17 protein-coding genes are annotated in these 15,683 nt (G+C 33.7%); 2 read left to right on the top strand and 15 right to left on the bottom strand.

The features are described 5' to 3' along the window. Nucleotides 1-64: 64 nt before the first annotated feature. The 4 genes from NHF50_RS11215 to NHF50_RS11200 form a co-directional block, all read right to left on the bottom strand. Entirely contained in the window at nt 65-1,243 is a 1,179-nt protein-coding gene (locus NHF50_RS11215) for an AIR synthase related protein (RefSeq protein ID WP_252776478.1), read from the bottom strand. Nucleotides 1,244-1,365: 122 nt separating this feature from the next. Further along, nucleotides 1,366-1,815 (bottom strand): hypothetical protein, encoded by a 450-nt coding sequence (locus NHF50_RS11210; protein WP_109569748.1) that lies wholly within the window; start codon nt 1,813-1,815, stop codon nt 1,366-1,368. Between the two features lies 1 nt (nt 1,816). Continuing rightward, a complete protein-coding gene (locus NHF50_RS11205) occupies nt 1,817-2,650 on the bottom strand; it encodes an OmpA family protein (protein ID WP_252776477.1) in 834 nt (277 codons plus the stop codon). Nucleotides 2,651-2,861: 211 nt separating this feature from the next. Beyond that, on the bottom strand, nt 2,862-5,051 hold the full coding sequence (locus tag NHF50_RS11200) for a glutamine synthetase III (protein WP_252776476.1): 2,190 nt from the start codon (nt 5,049-5,051) through the stop codon (nt 2,862-2,864). Nucleotides 5,052-5,201: 150 nt separating this feature from the next. Between NHF50_RS11200 and NHF50_RS11195 the strand changes: the two genes are divergently transcribed. Next, complete coding sequence (locus NHF50_RS11195; protein ID WP_252776475.1) at nt 5,202-5,735, top strand: DUF1543 domain-containing protein; 534 nt, start codon at nt 5,202-5,204, stop codon at nt 5,733-5,735. Here the strand turns inward: NHF50_RS11195 and NHF50_RS11190 are convergent. The 10 genes from NHF50_RS11190 to NHF50_RS11145 form a co-directional block, all read right to left on the bottom strand. Then, nucleotides 5,725-7,299, bottom strand: coding sequence for a PKD domain-containing protein (locus NHF50_RS11190; RefSeq protein ID WP_252776474.1), 1,575 nt, complete (start codon nt 7,297-7,299; stop codon nt 5,725-5,727). The genes NHF50_RS11195 and NHF50_RS11190 overlap by 11 nt on opposite strands. 103 nt (nt 7,300-7,402) lie before the next feature. Continuing rightward, nucleotides 7,403-7,804, bottom strand: coding sequence for a DUF2147 domain-containing protein (locus NHF50_RS11185; protein ID WP_146193457.1), 402 nt, complete (start codon nt 7,802-7,804; stop codon nt 7,403-7,405). A gap of 30 nt (nt 7,805-7,834) precedes the next feature. Then, complete coding sequence (locus NHF50_RS11180) at nt 7,835-8,197, bottom strand: DUF2147 domain-containing protein (RefSeq protein WP_252776473.1); 363 nt, start codon at nt 8,195-8,197, stop codon at nt 7,835-7,837. Nucleotides 8,198-8,266: 69 nt separating this feature from the next. After that, the gene (locus NHF50_RS11175; RefSeq protein WP_109569742.1) at nt 8,267-8,632 is read right to left on the bottom strand and encodes a hypothetical protein; all 366 of its coding nucleotides are present in this window, start codon (nt 8,630-8,632) and stop codon (nt 8,267-8,269) included. Nucleotides 8,633-8,643: 11 nt separating this feature from the next. Continuing rightward, on the bottom strand, nt 8,644-9,390 hold the full coding sequence (locus NHF50_RS11170) for a hypothetical protein (RefSeq protein WP_146193456.1): 747 nt from the start codon (nt 9,388-9,390) through the stop codon (nt 8,644-8,646). Nucleotides 9,391-9,497: 107 nt separating this feature from the next. Then, nucleotides 9,498-10,274, bottom strand: coding sequence for a LytTR family DNA-binding domain-containing protein (locus NHF50_RS11165; RefSeq protein WP_252776472.1), 777 nt, complete (start codon nt 10,272-10,274; stop codon nt 9,498-9,500). Nucleotides 10,275-10,461: 187 nt separating this feature from the next. Beyond that, nucleotides 10,462-11,466 (bottom strand): sensor histidine kinase, encoded by a 1,005-nt coding sequence (locus NHF50_RS11160; RefSeq protein WP_170108202.1) that lies wholly within the window; start codon nt 11,464-11,466, stop codon nt 10,462-10,464. 132 nt (nt 11,467-11,598) lie between these two features. Next, nucleotides 11,599-12,132: a hypothetical protein gene (locus NHF50_RS11155; RefSeq protein ID WP_252776471.1), complete on the bottom strand. Its 534-nt coding sequence runs from the start codon at nt 12,130-12,132 to the stop codon at nt 11,599-11,601. Between the two features lie 167 nt (nt 12,133-12,299). Next, the gene (locus NHF50_RS11150; RefSeq protein ID WP_109569737.1) at nt 12,300-12,656 is read right to left on the bottom strand and encodes a response regulator transcription factor; all 357 of its coding nucleotides are present in this window, start codon (nt 12,654-12,656) and stop codon (nt 12,300-12,302) included. A 2-nt stretch (nt 12,657-12,658) separates the two neighbouring features. After that, on the bottom strand, nt 12,659-14,587 hold the full coding sequence (locus tag NHF50_RS11145) for an ATP-binding protein (protein ID WP_252776470.1): 1,929 nt from the start codon (nt 14,585-14,587) through the stop codon (nt 12,659-12,661). Nucleotides 14,588-14,972: 385 nt separating this feature from the next. Between NHF50_RS11145 and NHF50_RS11140 the strand changes: the two genes are divergently transcribed. Continuing rightward, entirely contained in the window at nt 14,973-15,194 is a 222-nt protein-coding gene (locus tag NHF50_RS11140; RefSeq protein ID WP_252776469.1) for an LLM class flavin-dependent oxidoreductase, read from the top strand. Nucleotides 15,195-15,248: 54 nt separating this feature from the next. Here the strand turns inward: NHF50_RS11140 and NHF50_RS11135 are convergent, their stop codons facing one another. Continuing rightward, nucleotides 15,249-15,680 (bottom strand): hypothetical protein, encoded by a 432-nt coding sequence (locus tag NHF50_RS11135; protein WP_252776467.1) that lies wholly within the window; start codon nt 15,678-15,680, stop codon nt 15,249-15,251. Between the last annotated feature and the right edge of the window lie 3 nt (nt 15,681-15,683).

Here is a 15,683-nt window from a genome sequence, read left to right as displayed (position 1 = left end):
TAGTTATTTTAGTTTTATTTAATAGTAACACGGAAACAACTTGAACTTGAAAAAACTACTATTATTAATATTCAAATATTCCGTATTCTGATGTGATCGTTAATTTTTTCTCATTTGACGCCTCTATTCTACCAATGATCTGTGCTTCAATATTAAACGATCTTGAAATTTCAATAATATCATTTGCTAATTCAGCCGGAATGTAAAGTTCCATTCGATGTCCGCAATTGAATACCTGATACATTTCTTTCCAATCGGTTTTTGATTGCTCTTGTATCAATTTGAATAACGGCGGAACCGGAAACAAATTATCTTTTATCACGTGAACGTTATCAACAAAGTGAAGAACCTTTGTTTGTGCTCCTCCACTACAGTGCACCATTCCGTGAATATCATTTGCATTGTATTTTTCTAAAATCTTTTTGATAACCGGTGCGTAAGTTCTCGTTGGTGAAAGCACTAGTTTACCGGCGTCAATTGGACTATTTTCAACAGCATCAGTCAATTTGGTTTGACCGGAATACACTAGTTCATTTGGCACAGAAGCATCGAAACTTTCCGGATATTTTTCGGCCAGATATTTAGCAAAAACATCATGACGAGCAGACGTTAATCCGTTACTTCCCATTCCGCCATTGTATCCTTTTTCGTAAGTTGCTTGACCGAATGAAGCCAAACCTACAATAACATCACCTGCTTGAATATTAGCATTATCAATAACATTTTCTCGTTTCATACGAGCTGTTACCGTTGAATCGACAATAATAGTACGAACTAAGTCACCCACATCGGCAGTTTCTCCCCCTGTAGAATGGATCGTAACCCCGTGTTCTTTTAGATCTGAAATTAATTCTTCTGTTCCGTTGATAATCGCCGAGATCACTTCGCCGGGAACTAGATTTTTGTTTCGTCCTATAGTTGATGACAACAAAATATTATCGGTTGCTCCCACACAAAGTAAATCATCAATATTCATGATCAAAGCATCTTGAGCAATGCCTTTCCATACAGACAGATCTCCTGTTTCTTTCCAATACATATAAGCTAATGACGATTTGGTTCCGGCACCATCGGCATGCATTATGATACAGTGTTGATCATCATTGGTTAGATAATCCGGTATAATTTTACAGAAAGCTTTGGGGAACAATCCTTTGTCAATGTTTTTGATTGCATTGTGAACATCTTCCTTTGAAGCGGAAACCCCTCTTAAATTGTAGCGTTTGCTATTTTCAGAGCTCATTAAACGTTGTGTTGTTAGTTAGAAATTATCTCTCTTTTTACCGAAATAACTCCAGTTTTTGTTGTGCTACAAAGATAGTTTTTAAATTTAGAATTCAGAAATTAAAATTTAAGTCAGATGTTCTAAATTTTTACTTCGTAAATTCCATCGATTAATTCACTTTCATTATTAGGAAACACCACGTTATCTACTTTATACAACGTGTAACATTCTTCTTCTTGGGAAACAACATCCAAATGAATTTCTATTTCTCTTACATCTGAAGTTTCAGTATTTTCTAATTTAACGGTGATAATTTTACCTTCTACCAAACCGGCCGGAAAAGTAATATGTATAAAGTTTTTAGTTTCAATAAAACTAAATGAAACTAATTCGTCATCCTCATCGGTCACTACGATCTGATCTCCTGAAAAAGTTTCATTTTCAAAAACATTCTCCCCGGAAACCTCATCAATACATGAAATAAACAAAGATGCCGAATCCGGAGCATCTACGTCTGAACAGTTATCATTACAACTTACAAAAGGCAATGTAACCATTAATAAAAACATAATTAGTTTTGTGAATTTCATATTACTTACTTAAAATTTCTATTTCAACTCTTCTGTTGGCTGCCGCCTGTTCTTCATTATCTTCCGGAATGGGATAAATAGGATACCGCACACCATATCCGGTTACTGATACCCGGTGCATAGGAATTCCTTTATACATTAAAAAACGACGAACCTGTTTTGCCCGTTCTAAAGACAAGTTTCTTCTATCGCTATCTACACAGCAAATATGTCCTTGTATCTGAATGGTAAGGTTAGGGTTATTTTGTAAGACAAACAACAGATCATACAAAGCAGCTTGTGACTCTTGTGTAGTTTGAAACGTATTCTGATAGAAGTTAATATTTTTCAGAATAATCTTGTCTCCCACTTTTGCTGCCGCTACTTTTACATGAAGCGGAGCATCGTCCGGAATTTCTACAATTTCTTCTTCTTTTTCTATTGTAACCAGAGACAACCCTAATACTTCCTGTTCTTTATCCAGATCTTCTTCTTTGAGGTAATAAATGGAGGCACGGCGATTTTCAGCTTTAATTTCAGATTGTTTAAAGTTCTCTCCGTAACTGATAGTCTTAAAGTCTTCTCTGATTTTAATTTTCCCGACAATAGAGCGATAAATAGATTTCACTCTTTTTTGTGATAGTGTATCATTGTACTGATTGGTCCCCACTTCGTCTGTATAACCTCTGATCGATAAAATCTTTGATTTTCGATTCTTTATTATCCACTCTCTCAATCTGATTTTTTCGGTAGCAGATAATTCGTATTTATCGGTTTCAAAATAGAACGAAATAGTATCTTGAGAAAAAGCTGTGAACGAAAAAAATAAAAATAACAAATAAAAAATACGGTTCATTTTATTTTTTTTACGAAGTAACAACTTTTTTTGCTAATCTTAAAACTTTAGTCTTTTAAAATTAATGTTCTATACAAAAAGTATGCTCTTCGTTTTTAAATTTATTCTTTTAATCTTACTGTCTTTCCATAACGTCTGAAAATAGTTTTTAGTATAAAAAAACCTGCACCTTTAAAAGGTGCAGGCAAAACTAACTGTGATTTATATGAAATTATCGGATGAAAAGTAACTCTCTGTATTTTACAAGAGTCCACATCTCATCATCTACCAATAATTCTAACTTATCGGCATGATAACGTATCAATTCAAAATATGGTTTTACTAAGAAGCAGTAAGCACTTGCCATTTCTTCAGTAGAAGAAAGATTATTTGCTTTTTTACGCTCTTCTGTCATTTGATCTACTTTAGAGTTAATAGCTTCAATATGTTCAGAAATCTCTTTAACCAAAGCTACTTGCTCTTTAGCATACTGTTCAAAATCTTTTCCGAAGATTTCTTTTAATCCTTTAACATTTTCAATCAATGTGTTTTGGTAACGAATCGCTGTCGGAATAACATGATTACGAGCTATATCTCCTAAAACACGACTTTCGATCTGAATTTTTTTGATGTATTCTTCCAATTCGATCTCATAACGCGCTTCTACCTCAACATGGTTCATGATGCTCAACTCTTCAAACAAGGTGATCGCTTTTTTAGAAACTTTAGCTTTTAAAGCTTCCGGAGTTGTTTTATGATTACTTAATCCGCGTTTTGCAGCTTCTTTTTCCCAAGCTTCACTATATCCGTCTCCTTCAAACAAAATGTTGCGAGATTGTTTGATATATTCTCTTAATACGTTGAAGATCGCTTCGTCTTTCTTAAGTCCTTTTTTATCGATTAAAGCATCAACTTCTTTTTTGAAGTCTGTTAATTGTTTAGCAACAATTGAATTTAAAGTCGTCATCGGGTTAGCACAATTCGCTAATGACCCAACGGCTCTTAACTCAAATTTATTTCCTGTAAATGCAAACGGAGACGTTCTGTTTCTGTCTGTATTATCTAATAATACATCCGGAATTTTACCTACTACATTTAATTTAAGATCTGTTTTTTCTTTCGGAGATAATTTCCCGTTAGAAACTCCTTCTAATTCTTCTAAAACAGCTGTTAACTGTTGCCCGATAAAGACTGAAATAATTGCAGGTGGCGCTTCATTTGCTCCCAAGCGGTGATCATTACTGGCTGAAGCAATAGAAGCTCTCAATAATTCTTCATATTCATTAACAGCTTTAATGGTATTTATGAAGAAAGTTAAGAACTGTAAATTACTCATAGGTGTTTTCCCCGGACTTAATAAATTAATTCCGGTATCAGTAGCCATAGACCAGTTGTTATGCTTACCGGATCCGTTTACGCCTTTAAAAGGTTTTTCATGTAACAATACTTTAAAATCATGACGTTCACCCACTTTTTGCATTACATCCATCAATAATGAGTTGTGGTCAACCGCTAAGTTTGTTTCCTCAAAAATAGGAGCCAATTCAAACTGATTAGGTGCTACCTCATTGTGACGTGTTTTTACCGGAATTCCCAGTAACATACATTCATTTTCTAAATCCCTCATGTAATTTAAAACACGAGTCGGAATAGAACCGAAATAATGGTCTTCTAATTGTTGTCCTTTTGCAGAAGTATGTCCTAATAAAGTACGTCCGGTTAATATTAAATCAGGACGTGCTGCAGCTAAAGCCCTGTCTACTAAGAAATATTCTTGTTCCCAACCTAAAGTCGGAGTTACCTTTTTAACATTTTTATCAAAATATTTTGCTACAGCCGTTGCTGCATTATCAACAGCATTCAAAGCTCTTAACAAAGGTGTTTTATAATCTAATGCTTCTCCTGTATAAGAAACGAAGATCGTAGGAATACACAAAGTTGTTCCGAAGATAAAAGCAGGAGACGTAGGATCCCAAGCTGTATATCCACGAGCTTCAAATGTATTACGAATACCTCCGTTAGGAAATGAAGAAGCATCCGGTTCTTGCTGTACTAATTGACCTCCCCCGAATTTTTCTACAGGGTCAGATCCATCAAATGAAGTTTCAAAGAAAGCATCATGCTTTTCTGCTGTAGCACCGGTTAAAGGCTGAAACCAGTGTGTGTAATGTGTAACTCCTTTTGACAAAGCCCATTCTTTCATTCCCATTGCCACATGCTCAGCCGTGTTTCTATCAATCTTGGTTCCGTTTACGATAGCACTCTTTACCGCTTTATAAGCTTCCGGAGTTAAATATTGGCGCATTGCTTTATCATTAAAAACATTGCTGCCGAAAATTACAGATTTTTTGTCTAGATTTTCAACAGAAACAGGCTTTCTGTTAGCCGTTTCTTTTAAGGTCTGAAAACGAAATGTCGACATAAAGTTGTGTTTTATTTTAATTATACCTTTAAAAATTCATGGCAAATATACAAAAAATTACAACTTCATTAATACAGCCCCTTGTTTTTTTAGGGTATTTCAAAAATCAATATATTTGCATATATGATTTCTACTAATTTATATATGATAATGCTAGGGTGTACCCCAAAAGGGCGTATAACGGAACAGCATGATATTTTTTTCGGAATAGGTACAACACTACAAGATCTTATTCCTGATATGTATACTTTTTGGCCTGAAGCCGAACAGCAAATTCACATTGATGCCTGGCAAAAGGTGACTCAGGTAGAAGATTTTTCTATTAAAGTTATACCGAAAGCACAAGCTAAAGAAAAGACCTATCAACTTTTCTTTATTAATTTAGGAGGATATCAACCGGAGCAATTTGAAGAATTCCACCACAAACTTCTCATAGTTGCTACATCAAAAAGTGAAGCCATTAAAAAAGCAAAACAAACTCATTTTTATCAAAATTTCAGTTTTAAAGGCGCTGTGTCTCATATAGATGATCAATATGGTGTTGCTATTGATGAAATTTATGACATTGAAGAAATTCTTTCTGATAAATTTAAAAAAGAATATGCTTTAAATATTATACCCGGTAATCAACCTCCTGACGAAGTGCATATCGGTTACTTAAAAATGAATAAAATCAATTTTTAATAAGCTGTCGGAATACAACCGAATGATCTGTCAGATAAACTTCAACCCCGTATACTCCTTTTGGGAGCGATGACAAATTATTTTCGGTTGCAACCAACATACCTAAAGCGTTATATATTGCAATTTTTTTGACCGGAATATTTGTTCTGATCTCAAAATTATCTTTAACCGGATTAGGATAAATAACTAAATCCTGTGTTTCACCATTAAAACTTTGCGTTCCCAAAACAGCAAACGCAACACAATCAGATATATCCTGACATCCGTTAGTAGTAAGTATTACTGCATAATTTCCATCCTGAACAGGCGTAAAACTTTGATTGGTTTCTCCTGTTATTTCTGTATTTCCGTTACCACAATCTACCCATTGATACGTAGTTCCTGCCAAATCTCTATCAGCAATCAAAGTTCCTGAACTAACCGTAACAGTCGTAGTAAAAGCATTTTGAGAATCGGTTATTGTTAAGGGTATCGTGATACTATCTGTAGCATCCGGATCGCAGAATTCATTAATCACTGTTAATGTAACCTGTTTAATACCGGGGCAAGCATACGTATGAGCAGGATTAACCTCTGTACTGGTAGTTCCGTCACCAAAATCCCAAAGAACCGAATCGTAATTAGCACTCGTATTGATGAAAGAAACTGAAGCCTGTTGACTTACAGGATCGTAATCACTCAGCAAAGGCGAATAAGCAAATAAGGCTACCGGGGTCAGACATTGCGGATTGTCAATATAAGTTACCGAAGCCGGTGTCCAAACTCCTGCGATTTCGTCCCCGGTTACTTGTAATACCGGAATACCGAAGTTAGCATCAAACCATTTGTATGTAATTACAGTTCGTTGCATAGGTATAGTATCCGTCTGTGTTATGATCGTATCATTACTTATTTCTACCGTTTTCATTTTTAAAACATCTGTAAAAATGCCGTAAGGTGTTGTTAAACTTCCCCAACCTTCTACTGTATTTGTTCTATCTAATTGAGATTCGTACTGTACCGGAAACCCCAAAGTACTCAAATCAATTTCAAATTCACTGTGATTGGTATACGCATCGTTATAGACTATGGGGAAATTATAAACCGTATCCGGAATCGTATAATCAAAAGTAAAAGGCACTGTAATTCCACTAACCGTTAATGACGCTCCTACCATTTTACATGCTAAACCTGTAGCCGACTTATCGTAATGGTTAACAACATTCGTTAAGCCATAACCTTGTATCTGAATACCTTCTACCTGTTGATTTGCCAAATTGAACTGAGCATTAAACTGAGTATTACAATTTACCACATATCCATTACTCAAACACCAAGTTGCTTTATATCCTGAATTATTAGGATCATCCCAGGTAATTGTTTCTTGTGTATTGGCTTGTAATATACTGTAATCCCATGAATAGGCTGTGCCTGTTTGTACAAAATCGATCCCTGAAAGGGCTGCTGTGGTATTAGAAATCAAGTAGGAACTTCCTGCAGAAGCAAATGAACCCGAAGGATAAGCAATTTGGGCTCCGCATATTATCGGTAAGACATTTAATATATAGAGTAGTATTTTTTTCATAGCCAAAACTTTATTTCAAAGAAATAAAAGAATGTGCTATTTTTATTTTTTTACACTATGAAAAGGACAAAAAAAGGCTTCAACGGACAAATATCGGATAGAATTACTTTACCCTATTCCATACTTTTACTTTTTTTATAAAACCGTTAGTTGCTTCAACACGAAGTTCATTATGTGTAGGCAATGAAATATTAGCCGTAAAATCGGATTTAATTTCAGGTACCCAAATTTTACCTTCCCAGTGTGGATTCTGGTATTCAATATCACGAATTACTATATCTCCTACTTCAGCTCTGAATTTATCGGGTTTCTGCCAAATGATCTTACCAAAGTAAAAATTGTCTTTTTTATACACTTCTATTCTACGGTCTTTATCCGGACTTTCCCATTTGCCAACAATGGCATCGCTCTTATATGTTGCAAAACTGAAAATAGCCAAAAGAACTGATATTATTAATCCGTATTTTAAAAAAGAGTGTATTTTCATACCTAAAGCTTTACTCACAAATTTAGCATTTTTTGCCAAAAAAACAAGTTATGGGATTCGCTTCCAAACTTTCTTTCGACTCATATTGTGGTAAAACACTTTAATTTCCAACCGATCCCGAGACTGCAACCGCAATTCAGCATTAAAAATATGACTTTCCCCCGGCAAAGTGATTTTCCCATTCCAGTAACTATCCTGAAATTGAAAATCGTCCAATACGATATCTCCGGGTTTAGCTTTCGGTTCTTTTACTTTTAACCAAACTACTTTTCCCAAATACGCTTTTTCTCCTTTAAATATCTCTATTCTACGTGTTCCGTCCGGATTTTCCCATTGTCCGATAATTGCATCAGAGTTAGCCGTTTTAAACCCAATACAGAAAAAGATCAAAAAACTAATTATAATTTTCATTCCAGACTTTATTAAAAAAGAAAAACACCTCATCCGATATGAGGTGTACTCTATAATCAACTTATAAAACTATTTACTCCTATTGGCTTTAAATCGTTGTTTCATTTCCTTTCTATTCTCTGTCTTATGGTCTTTAAAGGCTTCAAATTCTTCTTCAGTCAAGACTTCTTTCAGTTGGGTCTCTCTTTCTTCTCCTAAAGCTTTTAATTCCTTAAACTTTGTCATTCTACCGGAATCCTTTTCTTTGATCTCTTCTGTTTTAGTTACAAAATCTAAATTGATCTCCTGAACTTTTTTTTCGGTTTCTTCATTGAACCCGATTTGTTCTTTCATTCTTTCCGTCATTTCTGTTGCTTTCTCTTCTGTAGTTTTTTCTTGTGCAAAAGCCCCGAAGCTTACAAAGAAAACGGCAAGCAATACTACTGCTTTTTTCATTTTTTTAGTTGTTAAAGATTAATAATATAAGTATTTCCGTTGATAACTAATGTTGCTGTTCCGTCACCGTTGAATGTAACAGAACCATTGTATGTATATTGATTTCCGTTTGAAACTGTTCCGACAAAATGCACAGAAGCTGTACCGGCCTGAATTTCATAAGATGTTTTGTTTACTTGCAAATCAGAGATGCTATATGTTAACGTACTGGTAAATGAATTCCTATAGCGCACTTTAGAAACCTGAGAACCGTTACGCTCATAAGAACCGTTTAAAGATATATTATCTACTAAAGTATTTAACCCTGTTAAGTTCCAATCGGCATTTGAACTGTCATCAGAAGTCATTCTAGGCGTATCATAGTTTCCTGTATTAGTAAACTGATATGAAAAATTTTCAGGAGCAGAGTTCCCGGCACAATTCATCTGATAAGTCGATACAAATTGGTAATTTGCTGAATAGCTATTGACTTCATTTTGAAATGAATAGTTATGATTGTATGTTTCTCCGCAATTAATATCCGGTGTCTCTGTATAGACTCCCTGCTCGCCTGCCAATGAAACGGTTACTTCAATGGTTTTAGACAATCCTCCGGTATCTTCTTTTAAAGAATTTTCGATTATTTCAACAACATCTTGCTCCTGTAATGTTTCAGATGAATCAGTTTCGTCATCACTACAAGAAACTACCACCTGAGCCGACATAAAAAGCACTGTTATTATTGTCAGCCTTTTTAAGGAATAGATCAACTTTTTCATAATTCTTGTTTTTAATTTCTTACTCAAAAGTAACATTTCCTGTTTTTGGCTTTTAAACTTCCATTATGAAAGTGACAAAATAAAAACTGAACGGCACAAGGTGTGTATTAAAATTTTTCAATCCATTTTATCAATAGGGGTGATTTAGTCTTACTGATTATAATTTCCTGAGAAACGGGTAGTTGTAACTTAAGCAACATTCTTCTGGAAAAATAATTCTCCAACGATTGTATTGCTGTCCGATTCACTATGAACTGACGGTTAGCTCTAAAAAACTGATCAGGATGCAACAGTGTTTCAAATTCATCCAGAGTCTGGTTGATAAAATATCTTTTTTTCTCAAATGTCATGATGTAAACATTCCCTAATTCGTAATGAATATAAGCGATCTGCTCTGTTGCTAACGGAATGATCTTTTCCTGAAAATGAACCAGAACGGTTTTCTTATACTGATTCTCAGATACCGAATTCACTAGGGTTTGAATCGTTGTATAATTAGGTAAACGATCTGTTGGAACCAGCGCTTTCTTTAAGTTTTGATATTTCTGAATACTTTGCTTTAATTTATCATCATCTATCGGTTTCAGCAGGTAATCTATTCCGTTAGTCTTAAAAGCATCAATAGCATATTCATCATAAGCTGTACAAAAAATTATAGGTGTTTGTACTTCGACCTGCCTAAAGATCTCAAAACTTAGCCCGTCGGCTAGTTGGATGTCTGAAAAAATAATATCCGGACGGGAATTCTCTTTTAACCATCGAACCGCACTTTTGATTGAAGCGAGCATATCTAAAACTGTAACTTCTTCGAATGACTGCTCAATACTCTTCTTCAATTCCCGAGCCGTTTTTATTTCGTCTTCTATAATTAAAACTGTCAGCATCTTATTTCGTTTAATGTATTAATTGGTTCCGTTTTTGATATCAGGATGTGTACAACACCACATTCGTCCGAAAACCTGAAATACAATCCATAATTTTATTAAAATATATTTATAATGTATTCAAAATAATAAAAGTATATTGAATTCCTCCTACATATCCTTTAACTTAAAGAAGAGGTTTTCTCTTTCATAACAAAGGGAGTTTTACAGTGAAATAATCATCCTTTACAGCTATCTCTATTTCTTGTTCCGAAAGATATTCGTAGCGTTTCTTTATATTCTGCAGGCCTTTACCGGTACTCTTTTCCACCGACGATTTAGGTTGGTAGTTGTTTCGAACGAATAGCATTTTTTCTTTATCAAAAATTTCGATCTTTAACGGATCCTCAAAAGAAATAACATTGTGTTTAATGGCATTTTCGATCAAAAGCTGTAATACTAAAGGCGGTACCTGCAATTGTAGCGCTTCTGCTGAAATATTGACAGAAACTTCTATTGCTTCTTCAAATCGTTCTTTTACAATATGCAAATAGGATTCAATAAAATCTAACTCTTCTTTTAACGAAGTTAAATTAGAATCGCTCAAACTCAGTAAATACCGATATACATTAGATAACTTATTGATATAGACTTTTGAACTCTCATCGGTAACCATTGTACGAAGTGTACTCAGCGAATTGAATAAAAAATGAGGGCTGATCTGCTGCTTTAAAGAATCTAACTGAGCTTCTAGTTTTTCTTTCTTTAATTGCTCTATTTCTGTTAAGGCATGTTGTTTTTCGTATAATAAATTGAGATAAAAGACTATAAAGTAAATAATTGCACTGAAGAGGATTCCCCTAAAGAACAACATCAATAGCTGTTTTTTTTCATTCAGATCCCGGATCAACGGAAAATCAGAATACAGTATTCTGAAGTCTCCGAAAAAAGCTTCCAGAATCAATTGATAAAAAATAGAAATCAATCCGGACAGTAGTAAAAAAATAGCAGTATAGAGAATCACTTTCTTTTTTTTGTAAACAAATGCCTGACTGAGGATCCAATACATTAAAGTAAGTACGAACAGGTACATAAAATGATTGAACAGGTATTGCAAATCATCTTTATTCAGACGAATGAATCTTGGGGCTGTTGCCAGTGCACTAATTACAAAACTGATTAAAATTCCTTTATTGAGGGCAGACCACTTCATTTTCATTTTCAACTTTAAATCAAAGATAGTGTATTGTTCTGCAATGAGATACTAAAAACGAAATGAAACTGCCATATTGGATTTTGAAAAGGGCAATAAAAAAGCCTTGAAAAATCAAGGCTCATATTATTTTTATTTCAAGGGAATCTTTGTGACATTACTGTCATCTATATGATAATATTCTATGACGGCATTGTAATCTGAAAAATCTACAGATGCAGTCATCTTATTCCCAAAATATCCGGGAATAACAACCACTCTAAAGATTTGGTCATACTTATAAGAATCATTTAATGTTAGTAAATCATAACCGGATAATACGATTTGCGTATCATATTGGCTAAAATCATTTGAATAACCAAAATCTAAAGTTCCATCAGGAAAAAAATATGTTTCAGGAAGCGGTTTCCAGATATCTCCGACTCCACCTCCGTCATAGGCTGCTAAACGATAAACCAAAACCATATCGGAAGTATATGTTACTTGTGGGAAACCTAAAATTACAGTATAATTATTTGTGGAAGTAAAATCCACATTGGTATATTCCCAAACTTCACTGATAGTATCACTATCATAACCATCGTCCTGAACATAATATTCTTCTTTTGTACAACTCTGTAAAATTGCCATTCCGGCTAATGCGAATAATAGTATAACTTTTTTCATAACCTGTTTGTTTTTTGTGGTTCTATATGTGTTGTTTTCAATAGTCGTGCCAAAAAATAAAAATCGCTCACTTGTATTAAAAACAGCATCCCAAATTTACTCAAAAGGTCAATACTAGAAAAAACAAAAATGTTAAACAGGACTATTTTATTTCTGATAAAACCGAATCAGCATTCGAACAGTTTCTCCATTCGGTTTACAAAATCGTTGATATCAAAAGGTTTCGAGATATAATCCACTTTATGAAGCTCTCCGCTTTCAACGATATTGTCTACACTCGCAGACATCATTAATATAGGAATATTCTTTAAACCTTCGAGACTTTTAAATTCTTTGGCCAGATCTGCTCCGTTGCCATCCGGCAACATCATGTCCAGAACAAAAAAATCAGGAGTTGTTCTGTCTAAAGCTTTTAACAAGGAGTTTATATCATGAAATGCATGAGCATCATAACCTTTGCGTTTAAGTAGCAACAGTACTAATTGAGAAATTGCCAGATTATCTTCAAGAATAAAAATTTTCATACCTAAACGTTTTTTTGGGGAATTTTAAATATAAATTCTGAACCTTCATCTAAAACACTATTCACAGAAAGTGTTCCTCCATGCTTTTTGATGATCTTACTGCATAAAAACAGACCTATTCCTATACCACTAATATTTTTCTTTGACGGAACTCTGTAAAATCTATCAAAGATATTGTGTATGTGTTTTTCCGAAATACCTATTCCGTAATCAATTATTTTGACTATTACTTCGTCTTTTTCACTTTTTATCTGAACGAGCACCTTATCTGCATCCGGTGAGTACTTAACGGCATTGTAGATCAAATTATATAATACTTGCTGAATTCTTCTTTTATCAGCTGTAACTATCATTGGCCCCTTATTATCAAATAGGATTTCATGCGTATTCTGAGCATATAATACTGTTTCTATCGTGTTTTTTACTAAATCTGATAAGCAGAATTCGCTTTTTTCTAAGGATATCTTACCGGCTTCTATTTGTCCTATATCTAAAAGATCGCTCACTAAAAGGTTAAGGGCTTCTACCTGTTCCAGTACTTTTTCAATATATATACATAGATCATTGTCCTGATTGACTTCGCTTAATACTTGTATAAAACCTTTAATAGTCGTCAGTGGACTTCTAAGCTCATGCCCGACAACTGTAATGAACAGGTCTTTTTTATCTGACAACGTCTTTACATTCTCTAATAATTTGGAGTTCTCTAATGCAACTGCTGCCTGGCTGGCTATACTTTGCATCATTTTAATATGTTCTTGTGAAAATTTTCCCGGTTCGGGATGTCCGAATAATAAACTTCCCATATTCTCTCCCGTCATAGAGACTACGGGAATTGACATATAGCTTCTTACCGGCAGATGACCTTTCGGCAAACCATTATGAGGTGAATTCTTTCCGAAATCATAGTGTTTTGTAACATCGTTTGCAATAAACCCTTCTTTACTATTAAATGTTTTTTTGAAAATATCGGTATTTCTAGGCATTCCTAACTTCATAAAATCTTCTCTCCTAGCCCCGGACAAAGTAAACAGTTTCATCGCCTCACCATCTTCAGTTAGCGAATTATAGAAAAAAGCTCCGTAAGCTGCTCCGCTAAATTTAGTTGTGACATCCGTTACTATTTGTAAAATATTCTGGACATCAAGATTTTGAGACAAACTTTCCCAAATATCATTCAAATACTGTAAATTTTCGACATGCTTTTGTAAAAGTTGGCTATCTGTCACATACCGTGTCACATCTGAAAAACACTTACTGACACCGATGACCTCATTAGCTTTGTCATGAATTAATTTGGCTGAGATCTTAACATATCGCTCACCTATCTTAATTTCTTTTTCGATAATTGCAGCTTCGCTTTGTTTCAGTTTTATAATTTCCGACAAAACGTTGTCTTCACTTAAAACAGGAATATCTAACGCAACTTCAGTTATTTTTTTCCCGATGAGTTCGCTTCCCTTTATTCCGAACAATTTTTCGGCTTCTAAATTCCAAACGACTATCTCACCTGTAATTGTATAACAAATAACGCCCTCTGCTGTTTCATTTACTAAAGAATCTAAAAACACCGGCAAGTTGTTCTGACTTTCCTCTTCTTGAGTTTTAAAAAAGAATACGATTAATTCTTCATCAACTTGTTTAACACTGAAAATATTTTTTAATAAAGTATCCTTCTCCAAAAGCTCTACAGCTTCAGAAATAGTGTTTTGAGAATTTAAGATTGTTCTGAGTTTCTTGTTGATTAACGGGTAAGATTCCCGAAAAAGTGACTGAATACAATTATATACATTGAGAGACCCTTCCTGTGAATTGATCCCAACTTCTTTTTTATTGGAATATAAAATCTCTCCTATACTATTTGTTACACAAATATAAAAAGGAGCAAGATCGTATAATTCGAACTTCTTTTTTATCAGATTCAATGGCATTTTTAAGTCTCTTAAATTGTTTTCTTATCTCTTTTTGTTCTCTCTATACAAAAACATACTTGTATTACAACTCAATCCGAAAACAAACACGGTATGATTTGGGTCTAATTTCCTCTTATAAAAGCAGCCTACTCCTTAGCGCTTGCTTTTATTTTTAAAGCAACAATTTAGTAAAAAAAACATATTCATCAAAATATTATGATTATTATTACATTTTTAAATCCATAATACCTGTAATAAATTACAAAAAAATATGTCAATGTTATTTTTTTAAGGCTATTCCCCATTATTCCCTTTAATCGGAATGTTAAAAGAGTGATAACAAAAAAGGATTTTTACAGGCTTTTTTATAAGTTTACTTTATGAAAAGATACAACTAAGCCTCATGATACCTTATTCCTTTTTAGATCTGGCTCACGTTTGTGAAGGCAGCTCCATCACTGAAACCTTTCAAAAATCTGCTGAAACGGCACAACTAGCCGATACATCAGGTTATACCCGATATTGGTTTGCAGAGCACCACAATATGAAAAGTGTGGCTAGTTCGGCTACTTCTATTTTAATAGGACATATCGCCGGAAAAACATCAAAAATAAGAGTGGGATAAACTAAAAAAGCAACCTGTTTAGGTTGCCTTTTATTATATAAATCAAAGTATATTTTACAAATAGAACATTTTAAGTACGCCTAATAAAACAAAGTTTAATATAAGATGAGATATTAACATATCCTTTTCAACCTGTTTTTTATCAAAAATTAAGAAGAAAGTAAAAAAGCCTGCCACAATGGATATTATCTTTCCATAAATTTCTATAGGTTCAACACTAATGATAGAATATAAAGCTATAAAAGTAACCGAAAAGGCAAAAATTAATTTAGATATAATCTCAACTGTCCTGTTATCTTTATATTTTATCTTCAATATTTGAAAAGGAAAAAAATAAAATGATATACCTAATAAAATAAAAAAAGAAAAGTGTTTGAATATAGAAGCAATAATGTTATTAATTGAAAAAAAAGAAATAACACTCAGTAAAAAAATAAATATTATTAAGTTCATATAATATTTATTATTATTTAATAATGTTTTCATAAT

Origin of the sequence: Flavobacterium sp. NRK F10, from assembly GCF_024054235.1 — a bacterium.
Lineage (GTDB): Bacteria > Bacteroidota > Bacteroidia > Flavobacteriales > Flavobacteriaceae > Flavobacterium > Flavobacterium sediminis.
The sequence above is the reverse complement of the archived record's forward strand: the minus strand, read 5'-3'. Positions and strand labels throughout refer to the sequence as shown.

What these genes read in the sequence shown, in the direction of transcription:
- NHF50_RS11215 (WP_252776478.1), bottom strand. Translation starts at nt 1,243, where the DNA reads ATGAGCTCTGAAAATAGCAAACGCTACAATTTAAGAGGGGTTTCCGCT.
- NHF50_RS11210 (WP_109569748.1), bottom strand. Translation starts at nt 1,815, where the DNA reads ATGAAATTCACAAAACTAATTATGTTTTTATTAATGGTTACATTGCCT.
- NHF50_RS11205 (WP_252776477.1), bottom strand. Translation starts at nt 2,650, where the DNA reads ATGAACCGTATTTTTTATTTGTTATTTTTATTTTTTTCGTTCACAGCT.
- NHF50_RS11200 (WP_252776476.1), bottom strand. Translation starts at nt 5,051, where the DNA reads ATGTCGACATTTCGTTTTCAGACCTTAAAAGAAACGGCTAACAGAAAG.
- NHF50_RS11195 (WP_252776475.1), top strand. Translation starts at nt 5,202, where the DNA reads ATGCTAGGGTGTACCCCAAAAGGGCGTATAACGGAACAGCATGATATT.
- NHF50_RS11190 (WP_252776474.1), bottom strand. Translation starts at nt 7,299, where the DNA reads ATGAAAAAAATACTACTCTATATATTAAATGTCTTACCGATAATATGC.
- NHF50_RS11180 (WP_252776473.1), bottom strand. Translation starts at nt 8,197, where the DNA reads ATGAAAATTATAATTAGTTTTTTGATCTTTTTCTGTATTGGGTTTAAA.
- NHF50_RS11175 (WP_109569742.1), bottom strand. Translation starts at nt 8,632, where the DNA reads ATGAAAAAAGCAGTAGTATTGCTTGCCGTTTTCTTTGTAAGCTTCGGG.
- NHF50_RS11170 (WP_146193456.1), bottom strand. Translation starts at nt 9,390, where the DNA reads ATGAAAAAGTTGATCTATTCCTTAAAAAGGCTGACAATAATAACAGTG.
- NHF50_RS11165 (WP_252776472.1), bottom strand. Translation starts at nt 10,274, where the DNA reads ATGCTGACAGTTTTAATTATAGAAGACGAAATAAAAACGGCTCGGGAA.
- NHF50_RS11160 (WP_170108202.1), bottom strand. Translation starts at nt 11,466, where the DNA reads ATGAAGTGGTCTGCCCTCAATAAAGGAATTTTAATCAGTTTTGTAATT.
- NHF50_RS11155 (WP_252776471.1), bottom strand. Translation starts at nt 12,132, where the DNA reads ATGAAAAAAGTTATACTATTATTCGCATTAGCCGGAATGGCAATTTTA.
- NHF50_RS11150 (WP_109569737.1), bottom strand. Translation starts at nt 12,656, where the DNA reads ATGAAAATTTTTATTCTTGAAGATAATCTGGCAATTTCTCAATTAGTA.
- NHF50_RS11145 (WP_252776470.1), bottom strand. Translation starts at nt 14,587, where the DNA reads ATGCCATTGAATCTGATAAAAAAGAAGTTCGAATTATACGATCTTGCT.
- NHF50_RS11140 (WP_252776469.1), top strand. Translation starts at nt 14,973, where the DNA reads ATGATACCTTATTCCTTTTTAGATCTGGCTCACGTTTGTGAAGGCAGC.
- NHF50_RS11135 (WP_252776467.1), bottom strand. Translation starts at nt 15,680, where the DNA reads ATGAAAACATTATTAAATAATAATAAATATTATATGAACTTAATAATA.